Here is a 24,423-nt window from a genome sequence, read left to right on the forward strand (position 1 = left end):
TCGCGACGTGACCGAGTTCAGCCTTCCGCCGATCCAGACGACGGCCCGCGACGATGCGGTGCTGAAGGCGCTGGCTGGTTTCGTCATGCAGGAAAAGCTGGAGCCCGGTGAGAAACTGCCGACCGAACGCATCCTCGCCGAGCGCCTCAAGGTCAGCCGCAACACGGTGCGCGAGGCGCTGACGCGCTGGGAGGGGCTCGGCCTGGTCGAGCGGCGCCAGGGCAGCGGCACCTATCTCAAGGCGGCCGTCTCGCTCGACATGCTGCACATGCCGCTGACATTGGCCGGCGGCAATGATTTCACCGGCCTGATGCGCACGCTGGAAATCCGCCGCGCACTGGAGGCCGAAGCCGCCGCCCTTTGCGCTGTACGCGCCGACAAGGAAGATCTCGCCGAGATCGAGCGCAAGCTCGACATCATGGAGGAAGCCTTCCGGACCCGCGCCGGCATGTCGTCGGAGGAAGACTGGGAGTTCCACCAGGCGGTATATCGCGCCTCCGGCAATCCGCTGTTCGAGCAGATCATCAGCGCCATGCACGAGCTGTTCCACCGTTTTTGGGAACATCCGCTCGGCGTGCGCGATTTCGGCCATGCCAGCTTCCCCTATCACCGCACCATCTTCAATTGCATCGCCGCCCACGACCCGGAGGGAGCCCGCGCCGAGGCGCTGAAGCTCATCGCCACCGTCGAGAACGATCTGAAGCGCGGCGCCGCCAATCTCAAACTTTCGGACCGAAAATGAACGAGCACCCCACCGGCTTCGACACAGGCTCTTTTGGCAGCAACTACCTCGCCGAGGCGGCAACGCTTCTGGCGCATGACGATCCGTTCCCCGGCGGTGCGGTGGTGCCGCCGATCTACCAGACCTCGCTGTTCACCTTCACCAACTATGCCGAGATGGCTGACACTTTTGCGGGCCGAAGGCGCCAGCCGATTTATTCGCGCGGCGACAATCCAACGGTGATGGAGTTCGAGGCCCGCGTCGCAGCGCTCGAAGGCGCGGAAGCAGCCAGAGGCTTTTCCAGTGGCATGGCGGCGATCAGCGCCACCGTGCTTGCCTTTGTCGGCGCCGGCGAGCGCATCGTTGCCGTGCGCAACTGCTATGGCGATGCCTACCGGCTGTTCGAGCGCCTGTTCCCGCGCCTCAACATCAAGGTCGACTATGTCGACGGCTCCGATCCCGACGCGGTCGCGGCGGCACTTCCCGGCGCCAAGCTGCTCTATCTGGAAAGCCCGACCTCGATGATGTTCGAGCTGCAGGACATCGCGCATCTGACGCGGTTGGCCAAGGAGCAGGGCATCGTCACCAGCATCGACAATTCCTGGGCCACACCGGTGTTCCAGAAGCCGATTTCGCACGGCGTCGACCTCGTGCTGCATTCGGCCTCAAAATATCTCGGCGGCCACAGCGACACCGTCGCCGGCGTGGTGGCGGGTTCGGCTGCTCATATCGGCCGCATCAACGAGCAGACCTATTCCTCGCTCGGCGGCAAGCTGTCGCCTTTCGAGGCGTGGCTCTTGCTGCGCGGCCTGCGCACGCTGCCGCTCAGACTGCCGCATCACATGAAAAGCGGGCTGACCCTTGCCGAGCGGCTGAAGGCGCACGGCCATGTCGAGCGCGTCAACCACCCGGCCTATTCCAACCATCCGGGCAAGGCGACGCTGGCTGGCTATGCCGGACTGTTTTCCTTCGAGGTGACGGAGGATGTCGACATTCCGGCCTTCGTCGACGCGCTGAAATTCTTCCGCATCGGCGTCAGTTGGGGCGGCCATGAGAGCCTGGTCGTCCCGGCAAAGGCTTCGCTCGAGCAGACGCCGGGCCTGAATTCGATGGCGCGCTTCGGCGTCAGCCCCCGAACCATCCGCTTCAACGTCGGATTGGAGAGTGTCGAGGATCTCTGGGCCGACATCGCCCGGGCCTTCGACAAAGCAAAAAAATAAACGGAAGCCGTTCAAAATGGGAGTACCGAACATGAAAAGACTGACCTTCATGCTTGCCGCCGTCGCCGGACTGGCGATTTCCGCCGGCAGCGCAATGGCCGAATCCACCCTCAAAATGGTCGAGGTCATCACCAGCCCGCCGCGCACCGAATTTTTGAAGAAGCAGATCGCCGAGTTCGAGGCGGCCAATCCGGGCGTCAAGGTCGAACTCGTCTCGCTGCCCTGGGGCCAGGCGTTCGAGAAATTCCTGACCATGGTGCAGGCCGGGGACACGCCCGACATCGTCGAGATGCCGGAACGCTGGATGGGCCTCTACGCCACCAACGGCCAGCTTGAGGATCTCGGGCCTTATATGGCCAAGTGGGAAGACGCCAAGACGCTCGGCGACCGCGCCAAGCAGTTCGGTTCGACCGTCAACAACACACAATACATGATCCCCTACGGCTACTATGTTAACGCGCTGTTCTGGAACAAGAAACTGTTCAAGGAGGCCGGCCTCGACGGCCCACCGGCGACGCTCGACGAATTCGTCGAGGATTCCAAGAAGATCTCGGCCATTCCCGGCAAATATGGCTACTGCCTGCGCGGCGGCCCCGGCGCCTTCAACGGCATGCACATGTTCATGAACATCGCCGCCGGCAAGGGCGGCTACTTCAACGAAGACGGCACCTCGACCATCAACGATGAAGGCTCGGTCAAGGGCCTGCAGATGCTGGCCGACATGTACAAGAACGGCCTGGCGCCGAAGGATGCGGTGAGCTGGGGCTTCAATGAAACCGTCACCGGCTTCTATTCCGGCACCTGCGCCATGCTCAACCAGGATCCGGACGCGCTGCTCGGCATCGCTGACAAGATGAACGCCGACGACTTCGCCGTGGCGCCATTGCCGGTCGGGCCGAGCGGCAAGTCCTATCCGACGCTCGGCTATGCCGGCTGGGCGATGTTCGCCAATTCCCAGCACAAGGACGATGCCTGGAAGCTGATGGCGACCCTGCTGTCGCCCAAGGGCAATCTGGAATGGGCCAAGGAAGTCGGCGTCGTCCCGATCCACAACGGCGCCGACCAGGATGCCCATTTCAAGACCGAGCAGTTCAAGGGCTGGTTCACGGAGCTGAGCGACAGTTCCAAATATGAAATGGTGACGCCGCCGACGCATCTGGAAAACCTCGGCAACTTCGTCGACCAGGTCGCGATCAAGAACTTCCAGGAAGTGCTGCTCGGCCAGAAGACGGCCAAGGAGGTCGCCGACCAATGGGCCGCGTTCCTGACCAAGGAGCAGCAGGACTGGATGGCCAAGAACAAGAAGTAGGCGCCTGTCCTTCCTTGTCCCCGCTCGGGGCGAGAAGGTGTCACCGATGCATGTTGCCCAAAAGTGCGCAGCGGTTTTGGGATGACGACATGCATAAGAGAAGTGACGGATGAGGGACGGCGCCAACATTTCAAGGTTAGCGCTGCACCTCATCTGCCTGCCGGCATCTTCTCCCCGTGAACGGGGAGGAGGACGCTGTCCCGACGCTGCTCCAGGAGACGATCCAGAAGCCGATGACCTATGCCGTGTCCGCAATACGACCCGCAGGCAAGCCGCGAAAGAAGCGGCTATCCCATACCGCCATCGAGCCCTGGCTCTACCTTTCGCCGGCGATCGTGCTGCTGGTCGTGGTGCTTCTGGTGCCACTGATCATCGGGATCAGCTACTCGTTCCGCAAATTCTCCGCCTTCAGGTCCGAATATGTCGGCCTCGGCCAGTACGAGACGATGCTGTCCGACCAGGTGCTGGGGCAGGCGCTGGTCAACACGCTGTGGTGGACGGTAGCCAGCCTGTTTTTCCAGTTCTTCCTCGGGCTTGGCCTGGCGCTATTGCTCGACAAGCCGTTCGTCGGCCGCAAATTGGTGCAGGCGGTGGTGTTCCTGCCCTGGGCGGTGCCGTCCTTCCTGTCCGGCCTGACCTGGGCCTGGCTGTTCAACCCGATCATCGGACCGCTGCCGCACTGGCTTTTTGCACTCGGGCTCAAGGCCGAGCCGACCAACATCCTGTCCGATCCTGCCACGGCCATGTGGGGGCCGATCATCGCCAACATCTGGTTTGGCATCCCGTTCTTCGCCATCACGCTGCTGGCGGCACTGAAGTCGATCCCCTCGGAATTGCATGAGGCCGCGGCAATCGACGGCGCCTCGCCCTGGCAGCGCTTCACCAAGGTGACATTGCCTTTCCTGGCGCCGACCATCGTCATCACCGTCATGCTGCGTACGATCTGGATCGCCACCTTCGCCGACCTGATCTTCGTCATGACCGAGGGCGGACCGGCCGGCTCGACCAGCACGGTGCCGGTCTACATCTATGTCAGCGCCTTCAAGTCGCTGGACAAGGGCTATGCCTCGGCGGTGGCGGTGCTGCTGCTGGTGCTGCTGATCGCCTATGCGGTGGCGCTGATCGCCATCCGCCGCTTGCTGGTGAGGCACGTCTGATGATCGCCGGACGCTCCACCTCCTCGCGCATCGTCGGCGGCATCGGCCTCTACGGCGCTATCGCCGCCTACATGATCTTCGCGCTGTTCCCGATCTTCTGGACGCTGAAGATCTCGGTGACGCCGGAACGGCTGCTCTATTCCGAAGGCATCACACTGTGGCCGTCGCAGACGACGTTCCGGAATTTCGTCACCGTGCTCGAAGCCTCTGATTTCCCGCGCTATTTCCTCAATAGCGTCATCGTCTCGGTGTCGACGGCGGCGTTCGTCACCGTCATCGCCACGCTTGCCGGCTACGCCATGTCGCGCTTCACCTTCCGTGGCAAGGCGACGCTGGCGATCCTGCTCCTGCTCACCCAGACCTTCCCGCTGGTGATGGTCATTCCGCCGATCTATCGCGTCATGGGAGAGCTCGGCCTCACCAACAGCCTGGTCGGGCTGATCATCATCTACACCGCCTTCAACACCGCCTTCGCCACCTTCCTGATGCAGTCCTTCTTCGACGGCATCCCTAAGGACCTCGAGGAAGCCGCGATGATCGACGGCTGCACGCGGGCCCAGGCGATGCGCAAGGTGATCGTGCCGCTGACACTGCCCGGCATGGGCGCCACGCTCGGCTTCGTCTTCACCGCCGCCTGGAGCGAGCTTCTGTTCGCCCTGATGCTGATCTCCAGCGACGACCAGAAGACTTTTGCTGTCGGCCTGCTCACCTATATCGGCAAGTTCGCCGTCGATTGGGGACAGATGATGGCGGCTTCCATCCTGGCGCTGATCCCGGTCTGCATCTTCTTCGCCTTCCTGCAACGCTATCTCGTCACCGGCCTCACCGCCGGCGCGGTCAAAGGATAATCGATGGCTTCCGTCACGCTGCAACATGTCGAGAAGGACTATGGCTCGCTGCGCATCCTGCACGGCGTCGATCTCGAGATCGCCGACGGCGAGTTCGTCGTGCTGGTCGGCCCGTCCGGCTGCGGCAAGTCGACCCTTTTGCGCATGATCGCCGGGCTGGAGGAGGTTTCCGGCGGCGAGATCCGCATTGGTGGACGCCTGGTCAACGACGTAGCGCCGAAGGACCGCGACATCGCCATGGTGTTCCAGTCCTACGCGCTCTACCCGCATATGGACGTGTCGTCGAACATGGGCTTCAGCCTGCTGTTGAAGAAGGCCGAGAAGACGACGATCGACACCAGGGTCGGAGCTGCCGCCAAGCGGCTCGGCCTCGACAGTTTCCTCGGCCGCCTGCCGCGCCAGCTGTCCGGCGGCCAGCGCCAGCGCGTCGCCATGGGCCGCGCCATCGTGCGCGACCCCAAGGTCTTTCTCTTCGACGAGCCGCTGTCGAACCTCGACGCCAAACTGCGCGTCCATATGCGCGCCGAAATCAAGGCGCTGCACCAGCAGCTCAAAACCACCTCGGTCTATGTCACCCACGACCAGATCGAGGCGATGACCATGGCCGATCGCATCGTCGTCATGCATGACGGCTACGTCCAGCAGGTAGGCCATCCGCTCGAACTCTACGACCGGCCGATCAATACCTTCGTCGCTGGCTTCATCGGCTCGCCCGGTATGAATTTTTTGCCGGCAACAGTCGCCAAGGGCGGCAAAGTCGACGCCGTGCTTGTCGACGGCCAGAAGCTCAGATTGCCGGATGGCCTGCCCTTGAAGGATGGCGACGCGCTCACCGTCGGGCTGCGGCCGGAGCATATCCAGCTCTCCGAGGATGGGGCGCTCGAAGCTGAGGTCGAAGTGGTCGAGCCACTCGGCCTGTCGACACAGTTCTACGTCAAGTTCGCCAACCAGCAGGTCTGCGTCTTCGTCATGGGCCGCAGCAATGTCAGGCCGAGCGACATGGTGCGGCTGTCCGCCGATCCGGCGGCGCTGCATCTGTTCGATCCGGCGAGCGGCAATCGCATCGGTTAGTTCAGCGCCAGCGGAACGTGTCCAGCGTGTAGTCCGGATACGCGCCCTCCCGGTCGAAAACCCCAGCGAGGTCGGTGACATCAGCCAGTATGCCCGCCAACACCAGCGCGGTGGCGACCCCCACGCCGGCACCGCCGGCAATGTCGTGCTCGACGCTGTCGCCGACGCAGACCACGCGTTCGCCGTCCGGACTGCCGGCGAGAGCCAGCGCTGCCTCGTAGATCGCGGGATAGGGCTTGCCGATGCGGGTGACGCTGCCGCCGAGGCTTTCATAGAGATCGGCGAGTTCGCCGGCGCCGAAGCGCGGCCCGACCGCCGTCAGCATGATCCTGTCGGGATTGGTGCACAAGCACGGCACCTGTTTCGCCGCCGCCGGGCCAAGCAGCTGGCGATAGTGGTCGAGGTCGAAACGATCGCCTTCGCTGGCTGAGATCAGCACCAGCTCGGCATCGCCGCCGCTGTCGGTCAGGGCAAGGGGCAGCCCCTCGATCGCCGAGCGGTCACCGTCGCGGCTGATCAGCAGGCATTTCGTGCCGGGGCGCAACTCCCCAGTTGCCGCCATGGCATGGAAGGCGCGCCACGCCACCTCGCCGGACGAGACGAAATGGTCCCAGCTTCCCGCCTCGAAGCCGAGCTTCAGTAGGCGCCGCTCGTTCGGCTCCGCTCGCTTGCCGGAATTCGAGATCAGCACCACCGTCTTGCCGGCGCGCTTCAGCGCCGACAGCGCTTCGACCGCGCCCGGATAGGGCTGTTGGCCGTCATGCAGCACCCCGAACTGGTCGAGCAGGAACAAGTCATAGCGCTCGGCCAGCGCTCCGATCCCGTCGACATGTGTTGGCCGTTTCGCGCTCACAGCAGCAGCCCCGCTTCGCTTGCGCCCGCCAGTGCCAGCCGCGCCGTGCCGGCGGCGGCCTCGTCGGAAAGCGCCGGCAGAAAATCGACCCCGAGCTTGCGCCGGCGGATCGCGGTCCAGGCGGCATTGGCGGCACCACCGCCGACGCTTCGGACCGAGGTCAGTTTCGGCGCGCCGAGCTCGGCAAGCCTTTGATAGCCGAGCCCCTCGATTGCCGCGATGCCTTCCAGCATCGCTTTCAGATAGTCGGTCTCTGACGCGGGTCGCGGCTCGAGGCGCGGCGGCAGCGCCGGATCGGCGATCGGGAAGCGCTCGCCGGCCGTGCTGAGCGGATAGTAGTCGAGGCCGGTCTGCGTCTCCGGGTCTATCGCAGCACTGAGTTCGATGATGCGCGCCAGGGAAAAATGCTGGGCCAGCACCTTGCCGCCGGAATTCGAGGCGCCGCCGGCCAGCCAGGCATCGCCGAGCCGATGGCTGTAGATGCCGTAGCGCGGCGCCGAGATCGGTCGGTCGGAAAGGATCTTGATGGTCAGCGACGATCCGAGCGCCGTGACACCGTCGCCGACGGCCGTGGCACCCGTCGCCAGGAACGAGGCGCAGCCATCCGTCGTGCCGGCGACCACTGCCACGTCACGCGGCAGGCCGAACAGATCGGCGGCGCTTGGGGTGAGCCTGCCAGCGACAGTGCCGGGCGCGACGACATCGGGCAGCAAATCCATGCGCATGCCGGTGGCCGCGATCCAGTCCGGCCAGCGGCGGGCCTCGGCATCGTAGCCGGTCTTCAGCGCATTGTTCTCGTCGCTGACGTCGAAGCGGCCGGAAAACTGCGCGGCGATCCAGTCGGCCTGGTGCAGTACCTTCACGACGCCGGGGAGGGGTTGGAATTGCAGCGCCTTGGCGAGGCCGGATGTCGCGCCATGCGCGGCACTGGATTCCGGCGCCACGCGCGCGATCGCGGCGAGGATGGCGTGGTCCAAAACCTTATCGTTGTACATCAGCGGTTCGGCCAGCGGCCGCCCGACACCGTCGACCGGCAGCAGCGTGCCCGACGTGCCGTCCACGGCGATCGCGCGCACAGCCGCGCGATCGATGCATTTGAGCAGCTCCGCCAGCGTTGCGGCAATCGCTTCCCACCACACGGCGGGGTCGCGGCCGTTCGCGCCAAACCGTTCGAGGGCAAGGGCGGAATGCGCGGCAATGGAAAAATCCGGGCGTATGGCGACGGAGCGCGCACCAGAGGTGCCGATGTCGATGCCTATGGCAAGTGGCACCATATCATCCGTCCTTTGCTAGCCGCCGCCTGCTTTCCTCGGAACGGTCCGGCTGAGTCTCGCCCGAAATCCTGTCGCCGGGACCGAAGTCGGGGTTGATATCGCAGATACGAGCGATCTGCGTCAACTATGATCTACGATCATCAAAACTGATTTGCAGCGCGGCCGACATTGAGTAAGTTACGTCAACTGTACGTAAAAAATGGCATCCAGGAGCAAAAAGTTGAGCGACTCCGGCCGCCAGCGGCAGATCGTCGAGCTGTTGCGGGATCGCCCCTTCGCCTCGGTGCGCGAGCTGCAAGAGCGGCTTGGCGTTTCGGCTGCGACGGTCAGGCGCGACATCGACAAGATCGACGAGGCCGGCGCGGCGCGAAAGGTCTATGGCGGCATTTCCGCGCTCGACGGCGCCGCGCAGGCCGGCGTCGCCTATGCCAGGCCCTATGATGAGAACCGCGATCTAGCCGTCGAGGCCAAGCGGCGGATCGCCGCCCTCGCTGCGACCATGGTGGGCGATGGCGACGCGGTCATCGTCCATGGCGGCTCGACCTGCTTCCATCTCGGCGTCAGGCTCGCCGACCGCAACATCCGCCTATACACCAACTCGATGCCTTTAGCGGCCTATCTCAGCGACCATGGCCATTGCAGCCTGACGGTTGCCGGCGGCGACCTGCATCGCGAGCCCGGCATCATCCATTCGCTCACCCAGGCCGTGCCCTTTTATGCCTCTAAATTCTTCATCGGCGCACAAGGCCTCAGCCAGGAAGGCGTGCTGGAATCACATCCGCTGCTGGTGCGCTCCATAATCGACCTCAGCCCCTGCGCCGACCAGATCGTGGTGCTGGCCGACAGCCGCAAACTGTCGATCCACGCGCGCAACGTGGCGCTGCCGCTGTCGCGTATCGGCACGCTGGTGACCGACGACGGCCTCTCCGACGCCGATGCGCGCATGTTGGAGGATGCCGGCGTGACGGTGCGGATCGCCCCTTCCTCGGGAGCCATCCAGTGAAGGTGGCGGTTCTCGACTTCGGCAAGACCAATTCGAAGCTGTTCGTCTTTGGCCAGGACGGGCGCATTCTCGACGAGCGACGCAGCAAGCCGAACTGGACACGCCAGGACGGCTTCAGCGTGCTCGATGAGGCGGCGCTGCATGACTGGGCGCTCGGTGCCATCGCCGACGCTGTCGACCGCCACGGTGTCGGGGGTCTGATGGTGTCGGGCCACGGCTGCACCTTTGCCCTGGTTGACGACGCAGCCCTGACTCATCCGATCCTCGACTACGAGCAGGAGCCGCCGGCAGACATCGCGGCGCAAATAGATCGCCGCATCCCGGATTTCGCCGAGACCTTCTCGCCGCGCCTGCCGCTCGGCTTCAACTACGGCCGCCATATGCTGTGGCTGAAGGCGGTCGAGCCGGATGCTTTCACGGCCGCGACATCGATCCTCGGCTATCCGCAATATTGGAGCTGGCGCTTCGGCGGCCGCGCCGTTTCGGAAGTCTCCTATCTCGGCTGCCATTCGCATCTGTGGGCGCCGCGCCTGCGCGACTTCTCCTCGCTGGTCGATGCCGAAGGCTGGCGCGGCCAGATGCCTTCCTTCGCCCGCGCCGGCGCCGTCATCGGCGAGCAACGGTCCGGTGAAGCCGCGCGGCCGATCGCCATCCACAACGGCGTCCATGACTCGAATGCCGCGCTGCATGCCTATCGCCGGCAGCAACTTGGGCCGCTCACCGTCGTGTCGACCGGCACCTGGGTCGTTGTGCTCAATCCGGATTGCCCGCTGGACGTGCTCGATCGCGACCGCGACATGCTGGTCAATGTCGATGTCGACGGCGGCCCGGTGCCGACCATTCGCTTCATGGGCGGGCGCGAATTCGCCACCATCAGCGGCAACTGGCAGGGCGCTATCTCACCTGGCTCGGTACAGCAGGTGATCGACGCCGGCGTCATGGCGCTGCCGAGCTTCGCGCCGGGCGGGCCGATGCCCGGCCGTGGCGGCGAAATCATCGGTGGCACGCCCACTGCCGAGCAGGGCGCTGCGATGGCGCTGCTCTATGTCGCGCTGATGGTCGATTTCTGCCTCGACCTGATCCATTCGCAAAACACCGTCATCGTCGATGGCGGGCTGAACACTGGCGGCCTGCTCGCCAGCCTGCTGGCCGATTTGCGCCCTGGCCAGGCCTTCATGCAAGGCGCTACACTCGAAGGCAGCGCCACGGGTGCCGCGGCACTCGCCTTCGAGAGCGTCGGCCGCGACTTTGCCGCGGAAGCGCCGGAGCCCGTGCGCGCTGCGCGTTTTGCCGGGCTGTCCAGCTATCGCGACCACTGGCGCAGTCGCGTGACCTAATTTCAAAACCGTGCGCTAAAATCATCCTTGTTGATTCGCAGCTGCAAGGAACGGCATGAGCAAGGCTCTCACCACATTCGCATTGGTCGCGGTGCTCAGCGCCTTGCTGATGGCGCTCAGTCTCGCCGTTGCCAGGCACGGCTATCCCTATGGGGCGATCGGCGTGAAGCGCCTCGACGGCATTGCCGATACCGGTTCGTTCCTGCCTTTGGCCGCCGTCTATTTCTTCAGCGCGCTCTTGATGATGATCCTGCCCATCCGCGCCGCCAGCATCGTTCTGACCAATGCCGCCGATGCCCTGTTCTGGGCCACGATCGCGCTGTTTGCGACCATCGTCGGCTGCCTCGTCGCCAGATGGGCCTTCGGCCAGGGCGGCGTGCTGTAGGCTTTGGTCTATTGGCGGTTCCTGTTTGTCGCGGCCATCGTCGCCGCCCATCTCACCATGAACGATCTTCGCCGCAACGTCCTGTTGAGAAGCCTGTTCTTCGTCATCTTTGCCGCGGCGACGCTCGCCTGCCTGTTCTGGTCCTTCGCGATCTGACCGGAACCGATCTCGTTCAGACCCTCGAAGGTGAACACGCGCGGGGTTTCGCCGGCGCGCCTCATCGGCTATCGAGGGTCCGATTTGAAACGACCTCACACTATCGCTATTTGTCTGATAAATGACTTGGGCGATTGAGGGCCGGGTGATAGATAGCCCGGCAGACGGCGCCACCAGCGAACCTCCACAAGGAAAGATCATGACCCTGTTTCGTAAAAACCTCATCGATGGCGAGTGGCTGGGCGAGGCCGGCTCCCGCAACATCAACCCCTCGAATACGGGCGATGTGGTCGGTGAATATGCGTCCGCCGGTCCGGAGCAGGCCAAACAGGCGATTGCCGCGGCGAAAGCCGCCTTTCCGGCCTGGTCGCGCTCGGCGCCGCTGGTCCGCCACGCGGTGCTGAAGAAGGCATCCGACGAGATCATGGCCCGCAAGGACGAGATCGGCCGCAACTTGGCGCGCGAGGAAGGCAAGACGCTGGCCGAGGGCATAGGCGAGACCATCCGCGCCGCCCAGCTCTTCGATTTCTTCGCCGGTGAAACGCTGCGCCTATCGGGCGAGTTGGTTCCAAGCGTGCGGCCGGGCGTCGGCGTCGAGATCACGCGCGAAGCGGTCGGCGTCGTCGGCATCATCACGCCGTGGAATTTCCCGATCGCCATTCCGGCCTGGAAGATCGCGCCAGCACTTGCCTACGGCAACACCATCGTCTTCAAGCCGGCGGAACTCGTTCCAGAGAGCGCCTGGACCATCGTCGATATCCTGCATCGCGCCGGCCTGCCGAAGGGCGTGCTCAATCTCGTCATGGGCAAGGGCTCCGTCGTCGGCCAGGCCATGCTCGACAGCCCTGATGTCAACGCCATCACCTTCACCGGCTCAGTCGGTACCGGCAAGCGCGTGGCTGCGGCCAGCGTCGAGCACATGCGCAAGTTCCAACTCGAAATGGGCGGCAAGAACCCGCTTGTCGTGCTCGATGACGCCCACCTCGGCACGGCCGTCGATTGCGCCGTCAACGGCGCCTATTTCTCGACCGGCCAGCGCTGCACGGCGTCGTCCCGCCTGGTCGTCACCGACGGCATACACGACCGCTTCGTCGCGGCACTCAAGGAGCGCATGGAAAAGCTGGTCGTCGGCGATGCGCTGGATGCCAAGACCCAGATCGGTCCGGTTGTCGACGCGACCCAGCTGAAGCAGGACGAGGACTACATCGCCATCGGCCGTAAGGAAGGCGCCGAGCTCGCCTTCGGCGGCGAACGGCTCGATGCCGCAACGCCCGGCTTCTATCTGACGCCGGCGCTGTTTACCGGCGCCACCAATGCCATGCGCATCTCGCGCGAGGAGATTTTCGGGCCGGTCGCCAACGTCATCCGCGTCGGGGACTATGACGAGGCGCTTGCCGTGGCCAACGACACGCCGTTCGGCCTGACTTCGGGCATCTGCACGTCGAGCCTCAAGCATGCCACGCATTTCAAGCGCAATTCGGAGGCCGGCATGGTTATGGTCAATTTGCCGACGGCGGGCGTCGACTTCCACGTTCCGTTCGGCGGCCGCAAAGGATCGAGCTACGGCCCGCGCGAACAGGGCCGCTACGCCATGGAATTCTACACCACGGTGAAGACCGCCTACAGCTTTGCCGGCTGACCAACGCGCGGCGGTTCAGAAGCAACAACCAGGCAGGCGAGCATATCGATGACCTCCGCGGACCTGACCTGGCTCAACCCGCCGCCGCATCATGAATTCGGCGACAACACCGTGCATGTGCGTACCGGCAAGGAAACCGACTTCTGGCGGGAGACCTTCTATGGCTTCTGGCGCGACAACGGCCATTTCCTGTATCGCCCGGCCGAAGGCGATTTCAGCGTCGAGGTCACGGTCAAAGGCGACTACCAGGTTCTCTACGATCAGGCCGGGCTGATGGTGCGCTTGAGCGAAACGCACTGGATCAAGGCCGGCATCGAATTCACCGACGGGCTGGCCTATTTCTCCGTCGTCGTCACCAACGACACCTCCGACTGGTCGCTGGTGAGCATCCCGGCCGACCCGGACGGCGTCAGGATACGCCTGACCCGCCACGCCGAAGCCATCCGCGTCCAGTATCTGGACGTGTCCGACGGCCGCTGGAAGCCGGTACGGCTCGCCTACTTCCCACCCTCGAAGTCGGTCGACGTCGGTATGATGTGCTGCTCGCCGCAGCGCGAAGGCTTCGAAGTCACCTTCGCCGACTTTTTGGTCGGCCCGCCGATCTCGCGTGAACTGCACGACTGAGGGGCGGAACCCGCAGCCGCTCGCTCACCACGGCACATGCAGGATCTCGAGCATGGGAAGGCCGACCGGCCTGATGCCCAGATCGTTGGCAAGGGCGCCAAAGCCTTCGGTTTCGATCAGGTCCCGGTACGGAAGCTCGGGAAAACGAAGACCGCCTCGATGCAGTGCGGCATCGACCAGCAGCATGGTTCCGCCGACGCCGTCGAGGCCGATCTTCTCGAGATGCCGGACATCGCTGAGATACAGCCGCCCTGGCGCACCGGTGGCAGGCTGGTAAAGGCCGTCGCGGATTGCGCGGTAGTAGCGATAATCCTTCGTATGGCGGGTTGTGATGAAGCTGTTGTGGTCGAAACTGTCGCCGCCAGCGATCTTCACGCAATTGGGCACCGCGATGCGATGCCCGGTTCCGATAAGCCGGCTTACAATGTCGGGCGGGAATTGCCAGACGTCGATGTCGATCCACAGTGCCCAGTCGTCGTCGCCCAATCCGTGATCGATCAGGTGATTTCGGACCTTGGCGATATTGCCGCGTCTGCTGCGCTGAAACCGCGGCTTCGCTCGATTGGCGCGGTCGAGGCTGGCGCTGCCGAGCTGCTTTTGCAGCAGGACGATGCCGCGATACTTCCCGGCCAGCGGCGCCACCGCGGCCTGCAGCCGTTCCCAACTCCCGTCCGAGCTGTCGCCCTCGCAGAAGGCGAGCTTGATCCTATCCTTGGGATAGTCGAGCCGTTGCAAGACGTCGAGGAATGGCTGGATGTGATCGGCCGCGTCGCGAAGCGGCACCAGGACGGCGATGTTCTGGCCACTCGGAGGCGGCGCCGAAAGCGCCGCCTGGCTGACGCCGCGCTTGGTCGCCGTCTCATCCAGATAGGCGCCGCGCGTCAGTTGATACCAAGACTGGTAGGCGAGGCTACGGATCCTGTCCAGCAGCCGCGGCGCAGGCTCGGGTGTCCACCATGTACCGACCCAATGATGGATCGACAGCGTCTGCCCCCCGCTGTCCGCCCTTCGTCCCGACGAGTCGACAGGCGTGAACAGGGCTGGCGGATGGATGGCGAACGCCGCCTGGTCGCGATAGCCGAGCTGCGCTGAGGTCAGCAGGCAAGGACCGGTTGCATCGATCGCCTGTTTGGCATGGGTCAGTCCGGGCAGCATCGACAACACATCTAGCCAGAATGGGTGCCCGGGCGGACTGGCGATCGTCCCGTTGAACAGCAGATAGGGCAGCCCGCGAAAGTTCGCCTGCACCGGCGCGTGCGTGTCCGGCTCCTTGCAAAACACGATCCGGTTCTCGCCCATCACGGGATCGAAAGGCGCCACGCATTCGCAGTCAATGTCGGCATAGACGCCGCCGAAATGGTGGAGCAGCAGATAGCGCCCGGCATCGGCACGCAGCACGCCGTGCGAATAACTGCAAAAGCTCGGCAGGAAGTTCGGATAGTGCTCGGCCACGAATTCGAGCAGCATCCGGTCGCTCCAGAACATCATCGTCCAGTCGGGATGATGCCGCTTCCAGCTCTCGACATAGGCCTGGAAACGGACAGGAACGGCATCGGTCTTCCAGGTCTGGTGCAGGATCCGCGGGATCATCGGCGGCTCGTCGATCGCTGACTGGGCGCAGCTGGAGCGTCACGCATCTTCATCGGCCAGTCCGAGGCCGCTGTGGACGGCGTCGCGGATGGCCTGCGGCCCGAACCTCGACCAAACCGCTTCATGGGCGTGGGCGCGCTGCCTGGCCATGCGGCCTGGGTCCGCGCAGAGCGCAATGGCCATTGCCGCCAGCTCTTCATCCGATGCTGCCAGCAGCACGTCTTCATTCTCGACCAGGTCCAGCCCTTCGGCCGCCAGCGGCGTCGCGATGACGGGCACGCCCCACGCCATAGCTTCGAGGATCTTGATGCGTGTGCCGCCGCCCATCGACAGCGGAATGACACTGAGATGCGCTGCCGACAGCAGCGGCCTGACATCGTCAGGATCTTCGACCAGCGCCACACCTTCCAGCCTTGCCAGGGCTTGTACGGACGGCGCGGGCGAGCGGCCGGCGAGAGTGAGCTTCGCTGTAGGCAGCGCCTGCCGGATGCGCGGCAGGATGCTGCGGGCCAGTCGCTGGGCAGCGTCGATGTTCGGTTGGTAGCCGAGGTGGCCGACGAGCAGAATGAGCGGGAAACCGCCGGAACTGGCTGGCAGCGCCGGCAGCGCCTTGGGTATGTCCTCAGCCCGCGGGATGCCGTTGGCAACGATATCCACCGGCACTGTGCTCGAGACGAGCGCCTTGAATTTCCCGTGGTCGCGGCGCGAACAGACCCAGATCCTGTCGACAATCGCGGCCGCCTTTCTTTCGAGGCGCCTGACATCAAGCGCGCCAGATCCCTGGGCTGGGTGCAACTGCCCAGCGAGGTCTGATTCGACATTGTGCATGTCGAGGATGAGCTGCCCCGCCAGCGGCCGCAAAGGCCTGAGCAGTCTGAACAGCGGAATGCCCTCGACCACGATCGTGTCGGGGCGAAATTCGCGAACCAGCGCCTCGAGCCGCGCCAGCGCCGGACGCGGGATCCGGGTCTCGGTCTTGGTCCTCCACAATCCGAGCGCCCGCGCGCGCGGTTCCCCCTCGGCAGTCAGGGTAACGACGCGAATGTTGGCCGGCAGCGGTTGCGGCGGACCGGCCAGCGGCCTGACCGAGACAAGGCAGACCGGACCGAGTTCGGCTGCCGCCACGGCGTTACCGAAGTTCCTGAGATCGGCGCCCGATGTCGGCGGAAAGGCCGGATCGATGCAAACCACCAGGGTTCGACGCGCCTTTCCGGATGCCGATGCGACTTGCGGAGCCGCCCGAGCCGGTCGTCCGAAGCGAGTGCGGGGATGATGCTGCAAGGTCTTCCAACTCCGACCCAACGCCTTGCAGGCGCTAGGGCAATTCCAGGAAAAGTGTGCCACGGTTTTTCGTTCGGATTTGCGCAAAACTAATAACGGCGCGCCATATCCGCTGCATTGGTAAACCGGGTACGATAAAGCCACGGGAAAATGCGGGCATGCAACCCATATGCGGCTCCGCTCGCCTCAATAGGTGGCGCGGCCACCGGAAACGTCGAAAACACCACCGGTGGTGAAGGAGCATTCCTCGGAAGCGATCCATGTGATCAGCGCCGCCACCTCCTCGACTTCGCCGAATCGCGCCATCGGGATCTTCGACAGCATGAAGTCGATATGCTGCTGGCTCATCTGGTTGAAGATCGCCGTGCGCACCGCCGCCGGCGTGACGCAATTCACCGTCACCTTGGTCCTGGCCAACTCCTTGCCCAGCGACTTGGTCAGCCCGATCACTCCCGCCTTGGAGGTGCTGTAGGCCGAGGCGTTGGGATTGCCTTCCTTGCCGGCGATCGAGGCGATGTTGACGATCCTGCCATAGTCGCGCTCGAGCATATACGGCACCAGCGCCTTGTTGCAGTAGAAGACGCCGTTGAGATTGATGTCGATGACCCGGCGCCAGTCCTCCACCGAATAATCCCAGGCCGTCATGTTCGGACCGGTGATGGCGGCACTTGTGATCAGGATGTCGACGGCGCCGAGGGCGTTGATCGTCTCTTGCGCGGCACGCCGTACCGCTTCGGCATCGGCGACGTCGAGGATCGTCCCGCCCAAGCCCGGGATCGCAGCCTTGGCCTGCTCGATCTGGGCCAGATCGCGGTCCCAGACCGAGACGCGCCCGCCTTCGGCCACGATCCTTTGCGCCACCGCCAGGCCGATGCCTGAGGCGCCGCCGGTGATCACGGCCGATCGTCCGGCAAACCGTCCTGCGAAACGCATCGACATGCGGCACTCCTCCCGATAGGCGGCGAATGTGAAGTCAACGTCCGCCAAGTTCAAGTCGGGATTGGAGCCGCCGATGGGGATCTTGGTAGGCCAGGAACTGCGCGCTGTCAGCCGTTCTTGATCGATTGCCAATGGCTCAGCTGCTCTGCGATCAACTCCACCCGCCGCTGGTTGTCGCGCCCGTCCAGGATGCTCAAGTCCTCGGCATCGGCGCGCAAATAGACGCCGGAGGTGCGCGCATTCAGTTCTGGCTGCGTGTCCGCGCGCGTCGTGAAATAGCCTGACGCGCGATCCGCGGTCTCCAGCCGGATCTCGCCTGTCCCGTGCAGCTGCGGCGCGTTCGCATCCAGGGGCCGTTCTCCGTTCCAATAGTAGAAAATGCCGGAAGGCTCCCTCTTTTCCTTCAGCGCCTCGCTCCAGTACCTGGCCGACAGGCTGCCATTCTCCTGCCATGAGCGACCCGTCAGCTCCAGCGCACCATCGCGGTTTCGCGAGATGCGCAGCAGGCTCACGGCTGACGGCTCCTTTGCGGTGCGCTCCGACAGGGAAAACTGCCACCAAAGACCCTCTATGCGGGCTACGTGACCCTCACTTTCGATCGCGTTCCGCAGCTTTTGGTTGATCGCTCTCATCTCGGCGGCGGTCGCTGCGTCGCCGTAACGCACCGACGTCAGGCCGAGCAGATCGCTGGGAAGCTTGGCGCCGTTGGCATGGAGAATAAACGTTCGGCGCATGCCGAGGACTCCACCGAAAAGCCCGGCTTCGAAAACCACATTGTCTCGGGGAGAAGCTTGAGCCGATACGGAATGGGACGATTCAGGGTGGCTCGCGCTCGTCCAGTCGTCCTGGGCGAACACGAACGCGGCGAAGTCGACCTCGCGGGTAAGCTCGATGAGGCGCCCCAGCGTGGTCGTCCCGGGGCTGAAGGAGGTCGTCCAGGGCTCGACTTGCGCGATCTCTTCAAGACCGCGTGTCAGTGCGTCCAGCAGTTTCTTCTGCTTTCCCGACGAGCCCAGGAAAATTCGCGGTTTGGCCATCCGTTCCCTCCAACTGCGTATCCGCCCTTGCTGCCAACATAGCCTGCGCGGGCGACGGTTCGCCTATTGTATTCATCTCATGGGAGGCAGCAACGGCGGAACGAAAGGCGGGATCTCCCGGCTACGCCTTCTCTGTCCGATGCTGAAAGAACTGCAGGAACAGTTCTCGCTCGGTGGTGATGTCGAGCTTCTCATAGATGCGGCGGCGATGGTTCTTGACCGTGCCGACGGTGATGCCGAGACGCTCCGCGATGTTCGCAGTCGGGTGGCCGGCCAGGATCAGCTGGACGAGTTCCCGCTCGCGCAGCGACAGCTCCGGCCACAGGCTCGCCGGAATGCTTGGTTGCTGCTGGGGCGAGGCACCGGGACCCGTCGGCGCCGATGTGCGGGCGAAGTCGGCGCCACGCGCCCTGATGTCGAGCGCGTGCAGCGCTTCGAACACCGGCAGCCGCGCCTCCAATTGCGCGATTTCGCTGTCCCTGAACGGCGTGGTCGAGCGGTCGAGGAAGATGCCCAGGCACCAGTCGCCGCCATCGGCAAGCAATATGCCGACCTCGTCGCAGATTTCCGACTGCGCCAGGAAGCCGGCTATGTATTGGCCGCGCTTGGCCTTGTCGTCGGCAAACCGCTTCAAAGGCATGATGCCCAGCCGCCGCTCCTGCCGCCACGAGGCATAGAAGGGGTCGAACACGTAATAGCTGGCGAGGTAGCGCCGGACCATCTCGTCCGAGAACCGCCGGTGCTTGACGAATTCGGGCGTCTTCGTCGCCGAATAACGGGTGACGGTGACGAGATCATGCGCGATGTCGGCGCCGATCAGGTCGATCAGGCAGTCGACATGCCTGTCCGTGCCGGTGGCGGCGATCGCCCTGGCCAGCGGCGCCCAGATACTGCCCATGCGCATGCCCTCTTCTCGGCGATGTCAGCCCGGCCGTCATTGTGTCTTTTGGCATATGGCGCGAGGCCGTCCTTCGAATCTAGCCTTGCATCATCCTAGACCAGACCCCGAGGCGACCGTGACCCAGCCAAATCCCATCGGCCCCATCGTTGGCAGCCCGCCCATCGTTGGCAATCCTATCGTCATCGGTATCGACGCCGGCGGCACCATGACCGACACGATCCTTGTCGATCAGGACGGCCACTTCAAGATCGGCAAGTCGGCGACGACGCCGAGGAATGAAGCCGAGGGTTTTCTCTCTTCGGCGGAAGACGCGGCAGATGCCTGGGGCATTTCGCTGGAAGCGCTGTTTTCGGGCGTCAACGTCGTGCTCTATTCCGGGACCGGCATGCTCAACACGCTGTTGTCGCGTACCGGACGCAAGCTTGGCTTGATCACCACCAAGGGTCTGGAGGACATGATCCTCATGGGTCGCGGCCTGCAGGCCTGGGCGGACTATTCCTATGCCGACCGGCTGCATGCGGTGACGCATCATCATCCCGATCCGCTGGTGCCGCGCCGCCGCACGCACGGCGTCACCGAACGCATCGACCAGTTCGGCGATATCGTGCTGCCGCTCTACGAGCATGAGGTTTTCGCCGCCGCGAAAAAGCTGATCGCCGACAAGGTCGAGGCGATCTGCATCATGACCATCTTCTCGCACGTCAATCCGGCGCACGAGAAGCGCATCGCCGAGATCTGCCGCGGCGAGATCACCGCCGCCGGCGCCGACATCCTCGTCTACACCAGCCACGAGGTGCGGCCGGTCATCCGCGAGCAGTCGCGCCTGAATTCGGTGCTGATCGAGGCCTACGCCACCTCGCGCGGCCGCAAGCAGCTCAAGGGTATCGAGGACGTCTCGAAAAAGTATGGCTTCAAATATGGCGTGCAGACGCTGCTTTCCTTCGGCGGGCTGACCTCGATCAACCATCCGCGCCTGCACGAGACGATGATCTCCGGCCCGATCGGCGGTATCCTGGGTGCGGCCTATGTCGGCAAGCTTATCGGCAACGACTCGCTGATCTGCTCGGACATGGGCGGCACCTCCTTCGACATGGGCGTCATCACCCGCGGCCAGACGCGCATCGAGAACGAGCCGCTGATGGACCGCTTCAAGCTCAATGTGCCGACGCTGCATCTCGACACGATCGGCGCCGGCGCCGGCATGATCCTCAAGGTCGATCCGTTGACGAAAAAGGTCTCGCTCGGACCGGAAAGCGCCGGCTCCGATCCCGGTCCGATCTGCTTCGACCGTGGCGGCACCGAACCGACCATCGCCGATTGCGACGCCATTCTCGGCCGGCTGAACCCGCACTATTTCCTCGGCGGCAAGGTCGTGCTTCAGGTCGAGAAGGCTCGCCAGGCCTTTGAGAAAAAATGCGCCCGCGTGCTCGGCGTCGGCGTTGAGGAAGCCGCCGAAGGCATGATCGACATGCTCGAGGCCGACGCCAACAATGCGCTGCGGCGCGTCATCTCTGGCCAAGGCATCCACCCTTCGGAGTTCACGCTGCTGTCGTATGGCGGTTCGGGCCCGTTGCACCTTGCCGGCTGTTCGCGCGGCATCGGCTTCAAGGACATTATCACCTTCCAGTTTGCCGCCGCCTTCTCCGCTTTCGGCTGCACGACGGCCGATTTCATGCGCCGCCATTCGGTGTCGACGCAGCACGATATCCCCTCGCGCGCCGACGAAGTGACGCTTGCCGGCTTCGGCGCCAAGGTCACAAGGGTGTGGAACGACCTGACCAGGGCGGCGGTCGACGAGATGATTGCCGACGGCCATGCCCGCGAGAAGATCAAAACCGTGCCGTTCCTGATGATGCGCTACACCGGCCAGCTCGAGGACGTCGAAGTCATGGCACCGCTGGCCGAGGTCAACTCGGCCGAGGACATGCGCAAGGTTCTCGACGAGTTCGAGGCGGTCTACGCCAAGGTCAACCATCGCGTGTCGCGCTATGGCGAAGCAGGCTTCACCATTACCGAGCTCGGGCTGATCGCCACCGCCGACAAGGTCAAGCCGGTACTGCTCAAGCGGCCGCTGGGCAGTTCAAATCCCGCCTCCGCCCACAAGGGTGTGCGCGAGGCCTATATCGCCGGGCATTGGCACAAGGCCAATCTCTACGAGATGGATTTGCTTCAGCCCGGCCATGAAGTGATCGGGCCGGCCATCATCGAACACCCCGCCACCACGCTCGTCGTTCACCCGCAAGACCGTGTCTTCGTCGATGAATGGACGCTGCTTCACTATTCCCATGCTTGAGAGGGCGACCGCCATGTTGGACAAACCTGCCTCGGCCATGCGCCTTCGCGAACGGCTGCTCGATTCCGAGCGATTGATGGACGAGACCGGCTGCTATGATGGCATCACCGAGCTCTCACTGCGCAATCAGGACCCGCTGAAATTCGAGACGCTGCACACCAAGCTGCGCGCCTATTGCGTCTCGGCGCGCGAAATGGCCCGCCGCATCTCGGCCTCGCCCGGCGTGCGCGAGGTCGGTGAGATGGTGGTGGCGATCTATACCCCCGAAGGCGACGCCATCGCGCTCTCCAACGGCATCATGGTGCACGTCCACACGATGAGCCGCTTCATCAAATGGATGATCAAAAATGGCTATGAGGACAATCCGCGCATCCGCGAAGGCGACATCTTCGCCAACAACGACGCCTTCATCGGCACCGTGCAGGTGCCCGACGTCATGGACGTGGTGCCGATCTTCTATGAAGGCACTTTGGTCGGCTGGGCCGGCGCGGTCTGCCACGAACTGGAGGCCGGCGGTATCACGCCGGGCGGCGACGTCTGCCTGGCGCAGGAACGCTTCACCGAAGGTCTGTTCGTCTGCGCCGAAAAGATCGGCGAGAATGACGAGATCCGCCGCGACTATGTCATCCGTTGCGAACGCAATCTGCGCATGCCGATCTACTGGGTGCTCGACGAGAAGGCCAAGGTCGCCTCCTGCATCGACATGCGCGAAAGCGTCAAGCAGCTGATTTCGGAAATCGGCCTTGACTGCTGGATGCAGGTGTCGAAGGAATTCATCGAGGAGGGCCGTCGCGCCCAGCTCGCCCGCACCCGCCAGCTCACCGTGCCCGGCATCTATCGCGGCCACACCTTCTATGGCCACGTCACCGCCGGCAAGCCCGGCTTCCAGCCGCTCGGCGATCCCGACTGGCTCTACAACATCCCGATCGAGATGGAGATCGGCACCGACGGCAAGATCACCATGGACTTCGAGGGCACCCAGCCCTGGGGCTATCACTCCATGAACTGCACGCCGGCCGGCATGGATGGCGGCATGTTCGTGACGCTGACCCAGCACATGAACTTTGAGGGCCTGGTCAATGACGGCGCCTGGATGGCGACCGAGCTGAAACTGCCGCACGGCACCTGGACCAACCCCGACAACGAGATGGTGGCGACGGCGACCTCATGGGCGCTGCTGCTGCCGGCCTATGGTGTCTTCCAGCGGCTGCTGTCGCGCAGCTTCGTTGCCCGCGGCTATGTCGAGGAAGCCTTTGTCGGCCAAGTCAACAGCCCGATGATCGAGATGGGTGGCGAAAGCCAGTACGGCACGCCGTTCGGCATGGCGCATTTCGAATGCGCCGCCGCCGGCTCCGGCGCGCTGGCCATCAAGGACGGTCTCGACACCGCCTATGTCGGCTGGAATCCGGAATCCGACATGGGCAACATCGAGGTCTGGGAACAGTCGATGCCGATGGTCTATATCGGCCGCTCGATCGTCCCCAACTCGGGCGGCGCCGGCAAATATCGCGGCGGCTGCTCCTTCGTCTCGACCTGGCTGATCAACAAGACCTCGCATCTGCGGCTGCACACCTCGGAGCACTCCTCGCGCGTGTTCGACAATGGCGGCATGTGCGGCGGCTATCCGGCGCCGACCTGCCAGAAGCACCGCGCGGTGCGCAACTCCAATATCCATGAACTGGCGGCCAAGGGCGAGCCGCTGGCGCATGCGCCAGGCACCGATCCGCATGTCTCGGATTACGAGAGGAACATCGCTGGCGACCATGTCGTGGTCGAGGGCCCCTACATCACCGCCCCACACAAGGAAGGCGACATTTTCAGCCATTCCTACAATGGCGGCGGCGGCTATGGCGACGTGCTGGAGCGCGACCCGGTCAAGACGGCATGGGATGTCGAGAACGGTTTTCTAACCCGCGAAGCGGCGGACCAGGTTTTCGGCATCGTGCTCAAGGACGATGCCGAGGGCTATCCGCTTGCCGATATCGACGCGACCGTCAAACGCCGCGCCGCCATGCGCAAGGAGCGTCTGGCCAAGGCAATTCCTGTGGCGGACTGGATCGCCGCCGAGCGCGGCCGCATCGAAAAGGCCGACTTCGCCCCGGAGGTGAGGAAAATGTACGCCAGCGCGATAAAACTGTCGTCGCGCTTCACCAGGGATTTCAGTGATTTCTGGAACGTCGACGCCAGATCGATCTTCACGCCGGGAGCAAAGCCATGACCTCATACAGCAAGGAAATCATCCGCGATCTGGCTAGCGGTCAGCTGCCCTGGCCGCAGACACGGCGCATCATGAGCGCCTACAAGGACGATGACCGCTTCTTCAAGATGGTCGCCGTCTATCAGGACCGTGTCGCCTGGAACGATCCGATCCTCTTGCCGGTCAGCGATCATCTTTTCATCTGCCAGAGCGGCGATGAGCGGATAACCCGATGCGAGTGCGGCCATTCTTTCGGCGACTATCGCAAGAACTGGAAGCTCAAAGCCGCGATCCATGTCCGCAACACCGAAGAGACGCTGCGCGAGATCTACCCCAACAGCGATCTGCCGGATCCCGAATGGATGGAGATCCGCGAGTTCATCTGCCCGCAATGCGGCACGCTGCACGAAGTCGAGGCCGCGGCACCCGGCTATCCGATCGTGCATGATTTCGAGCCCGATCTTGAGGGCTTCTACCGCGATTGGCTTGGCAAGCCGCTGCAGCCTTGACCGGGCCGATTGCCGGGCCTTGGATGGAGCGAAATTCGTCATCGGCGCCGAAATGAGGGTCGATGGCGGCTGCCTTGTG

Annotated in this window: 20 protein-coding genes and 1 pseudogene; 14 read left to right on the forward strand and 7 right to left on the reverse strand. The window is 64.0% G+C overall.

Annotation, left to right across the window (positions count from 1 at the left end; all coding sequences use genetic code 11):
• Positions 1-7: 7 nt before the first annotated feature.
• The 6 genes from D3227_RS01710 (at position 8) to D3227_RS01735 (ending at position 6,326) form a co-directional block, all read left to right on the forward strand.
• Positions 8-742: a FadR/GntR family transcriptional regulator gene (locus D3227_RS01710; protein WP_120011946.1), complete on the forward strand. Its 735-nt coding sequence runs from the start codon at positions 8-10 to the stop codon at positions 740-742.
• Positions 739-1,941, forward strand: a complete 1,203-nt coding sequence (locus tag D3227_RS01715) for a PLP-dependent transferase (RefSeq protein WP_120011947.1) — start codon at positions 739-741, stop codon at positions 1,939-1,941. Before D3227_RS01710 ends, D3227_RS01715 begins: the two co-directional genes overlap by 4 nt.
• A 31-nt stretch (positions 1,942-1,972) precedes the next feature.
• Positions 1,973-3,250, forward strand: coding sequence for an ABC transporter substrate-binding protein (locus D3227_RS01720; protein WP_120011948.1), 1,278 nt, complete (start codon positions 1,973-1,975; stop codon positions 3,248-3,250).
• Positions 3,251-3,483: 233 nt separating this feature from the next.
• A complete protein-coding gene (locus tag D3227_RS01725; protein ID WP_120012212.1) occupies positions 3,484-4,407 on the forward strand; it encodes a carbohydrate ABC transporter permease in 924 nt (307 codons plus the stop codon).
• Entirely contained in the window at positions 4,407-5,255 is an 849-nt protein-coding gene (locus D3227_RS01730; protein WP_120011949.1) for a carbohydrate ABC transporter permease, read from the forward strand. Before D3227_RS01725 ends, D3227_RS01730 begins: the two co-directional genes overlap by 1 nt.
• A 3-nt stretch (positions 5,256-5,258) precedes the next feature.
• Positions 5,259-6,326, forward strand: a complete 1,068-nt coding sequence (locus D3227_RS01735) for an ABC transporter ATP-binding protein (RefSeq protein WP_120011950.1) — start codon at positions 5,259-5,261, stop codon at positions 6,324-6,326.
• Between the two features lies 1 nt (position 6,327).
• On the opposite strand, the gene D3227_RS01740 is transcribed toward D3227_RS01735, so the two are convergent.
• Positions 6,328-7,179, reverse strand: a complete 852-nt coding sequence (locus tag D3227_RS01740) for a TIGR01459 family HAD-type hydrolase (protein ID WP_120011951.1) — start codon at positions 7,177-7,179, stop codon at positions 6,328-6,330.
• Positions 7,176-8,453, reverse strand: coding sequence for an FGGY-family carbohydrate kinase (locus D3227_RS01745; protein ID WP_120011952.1), 1,278 nt, complete (start codon positions 8,451-8,453; stop codon positions 7,176-7,178). Before D3227_RS01745 ends, D3227_RS01740 begins: the two co-directional genes overlap by 4 nt.
• Before the next feature lie 220 nt (positions 8,454-8,673).
• Here D3227_RS01745 and D3227_RS01750 point away from each other — a divergent pair, with 220 nt between their 5' ends.
• The 5 genes and pseudogenes from D3227_RS01750 to D3227_RS01770 all read left to right on the forward strand — a co-directional run bounded on the left by D3227_RS01750 (position 8,674) and on the right by D3227_RS01770 (position 13,597).
• A complete protein-coding gene (locus tag D3227_RS01750; protein ID WP_120012214.1) occupies positions 8,674-9,456 on the forward strand; it encodes a DeoR/GlpR family DNA-binding transcription regulator in 783 nt (260 codons plus the stop codon).
• The gene (locus D3227_RS01755; RefSeq protein WP_120011953.1) at positions 9,453-10,793 is read left to right on the forward strand and encodes an FGGY-family carbohydrate kinase; all 1,341 of its coding nucleotides are present in this window, start codon (positions 9,453-9,455) and stop codon (positions 10,791-10,793) included. The genes D3227_RS01750 and D3227_RS01755 overlap by 4 nt, the downstream gene beginning before the upstream one ends.
• Before the next feature lie 55 nt (positions 10,794-10,848).
• Positions 10,849-11,334, forward strand: a pseudogene (locus D3227_RS01760) (hypothetical protein).
• Between the two features lie 199 nt (positions 11,335-11,533).
• Complete coding sequence (locus tag D3227_RS01765) at positions 11,534-12,973, forward strand: aldehyde dehydrogenase family protein (protein ID WP_120012216.1); 1,440 nt, start codon at positions 11,534-11,536, stop codon at positions 12,971-12,973.
• Between the two features lie 48 nt (positions 12,974-13,021).
• Positions 13,022-13,597, forward strand: a complete 576-nt coding sequence (locus D3227_RS01770) for a DUF1349 domain-containing protein (protein WP_120011954.1) — start codon at positions 13,022-13,024, stop codon at positions 13,595-13,597.
• A gap of 24 nt (positions 13,598-13,621) precedes the next feature.
• Here D3227_RS01770 and D3227_RS01775 read toward each other — a convergent pair whose 3' ends face one another.
• From D3227_RS01775 to D3227_RS01795, 5 genes are all read right to left on the reverse strand, one after another.
• On the reverse strand, positions 13,622-15,187 hold the full coding sequence (locus D3227_RS01775) for a glycosyltransferase (protein WP_120011955.1): 1,566 nt from the start codon (positions 15,185-15,187) through the stop codon (positions 13,622-13,624).
• A 39-nt stretch (positions 15,188-15,226) separates the two neighbouring features.
• Positions 15,227-16,378: a glycosyltransferase gene (locus tag D3227_RS01780; protein WP_120011956.1), complete on the reverse strand. Its 1,152-nt coding sequence runs from the start codon at positions 16,376-16,378 to the stop codon at positions 15,227-15,229.
• Between the two features lie 276 nt (positions 16,379-16,654).
• Positions 16,655-17,407, reverse strand: coding sequence for an SDR family NAD(P)-dependent oxidoreductase (locus D3227_RS01785; protein ID WP_120012218.1), 753 nt, complete (start codon positions 17,405-17,407; stop codon positions 16,655-16,657).
• A gap of 107 nt (positions 17,408-17,514) precedes the next feature.
• Positions 17,515-18,444, reverse strand: a complete 930-nt coding sequence (locus D3227_RS01790) for a TIR domain-containing protein (protein ID WP_120011957.1) — start codon at positions 18,442-18,444, stop codon at positions 17,515-17,517.
• A 121-nt stretch (positions 18,445-18,565) separates the two neighbouring features.
• Complete coding sequence (locus tag D3227_RS01795; RefSeq protein ID WP_120011958.1) at positions 18,566-19,348, reverse strand: helix-turn-helix transcriptional regulator; 783 nt, start codon at positions 19,346-19,348, stop codon at positions 18,566-18,568.
• Between the two features lie 112 nt (positions 19,349-19,460).
• Between D3227_RS01795 and D3227_RS01800 the strand changes: the two genes are divergently transcribed.
• Genes D3227_RS01800 through D3227_RS01810 form a run of 3 tightly spaced genes read left to right on the forward strand, consistent with a single transcriptional unit; the run spans position 19,461 to position 24,344 of the window.
• A complete protein-coding gene (locus D3227_RS01800; protein WP_167480568.1) occupies positions 19,461-21,638 on the forward strand; it encodes a hydantoinase/oxoprolinase family protein in 2,178 nt (725 codons plus the stop codon).
• A gap of 13 nt (positions 21,639-21,651) precedes the next feature.
• On the forward strand, positions 21,652-23,856 hold the full coding sequence (locus tag D3227_RS01805) for a hydantoinase B/oxoprolinase family protein (protein WP_120012222.1): 2,205 nt from the start codon (positions 21,652-21,654) through the stop codon (positions 23,854-23,856).
• Positions 23,853-24,344, forward strand: a complete 492-nt coding sequence (locus D3227_RS01810; protein WP_120011959.1) for an acetone carboxylase subunit gamma — start codon at positions 23,853-23,855, stop codon at positions 24,342-24,344. Before D3227_RS01805 ends, D3227_RS01810 begins: the two co-directional genes overlap by 4 nt.
• Positions 24,345-24,423 lie beyond the last annotated feature (79 nt).

The organism is Mesorhizobium waimense (assembly GCF_003601975.1).
Classification (GTDB): Bacteria; Pseudomonadota; Alphaproteobacteria; order Rhizobiales; family Rhizobiaceae; genus Mesorhizobium; species Mesorhizobium waimense.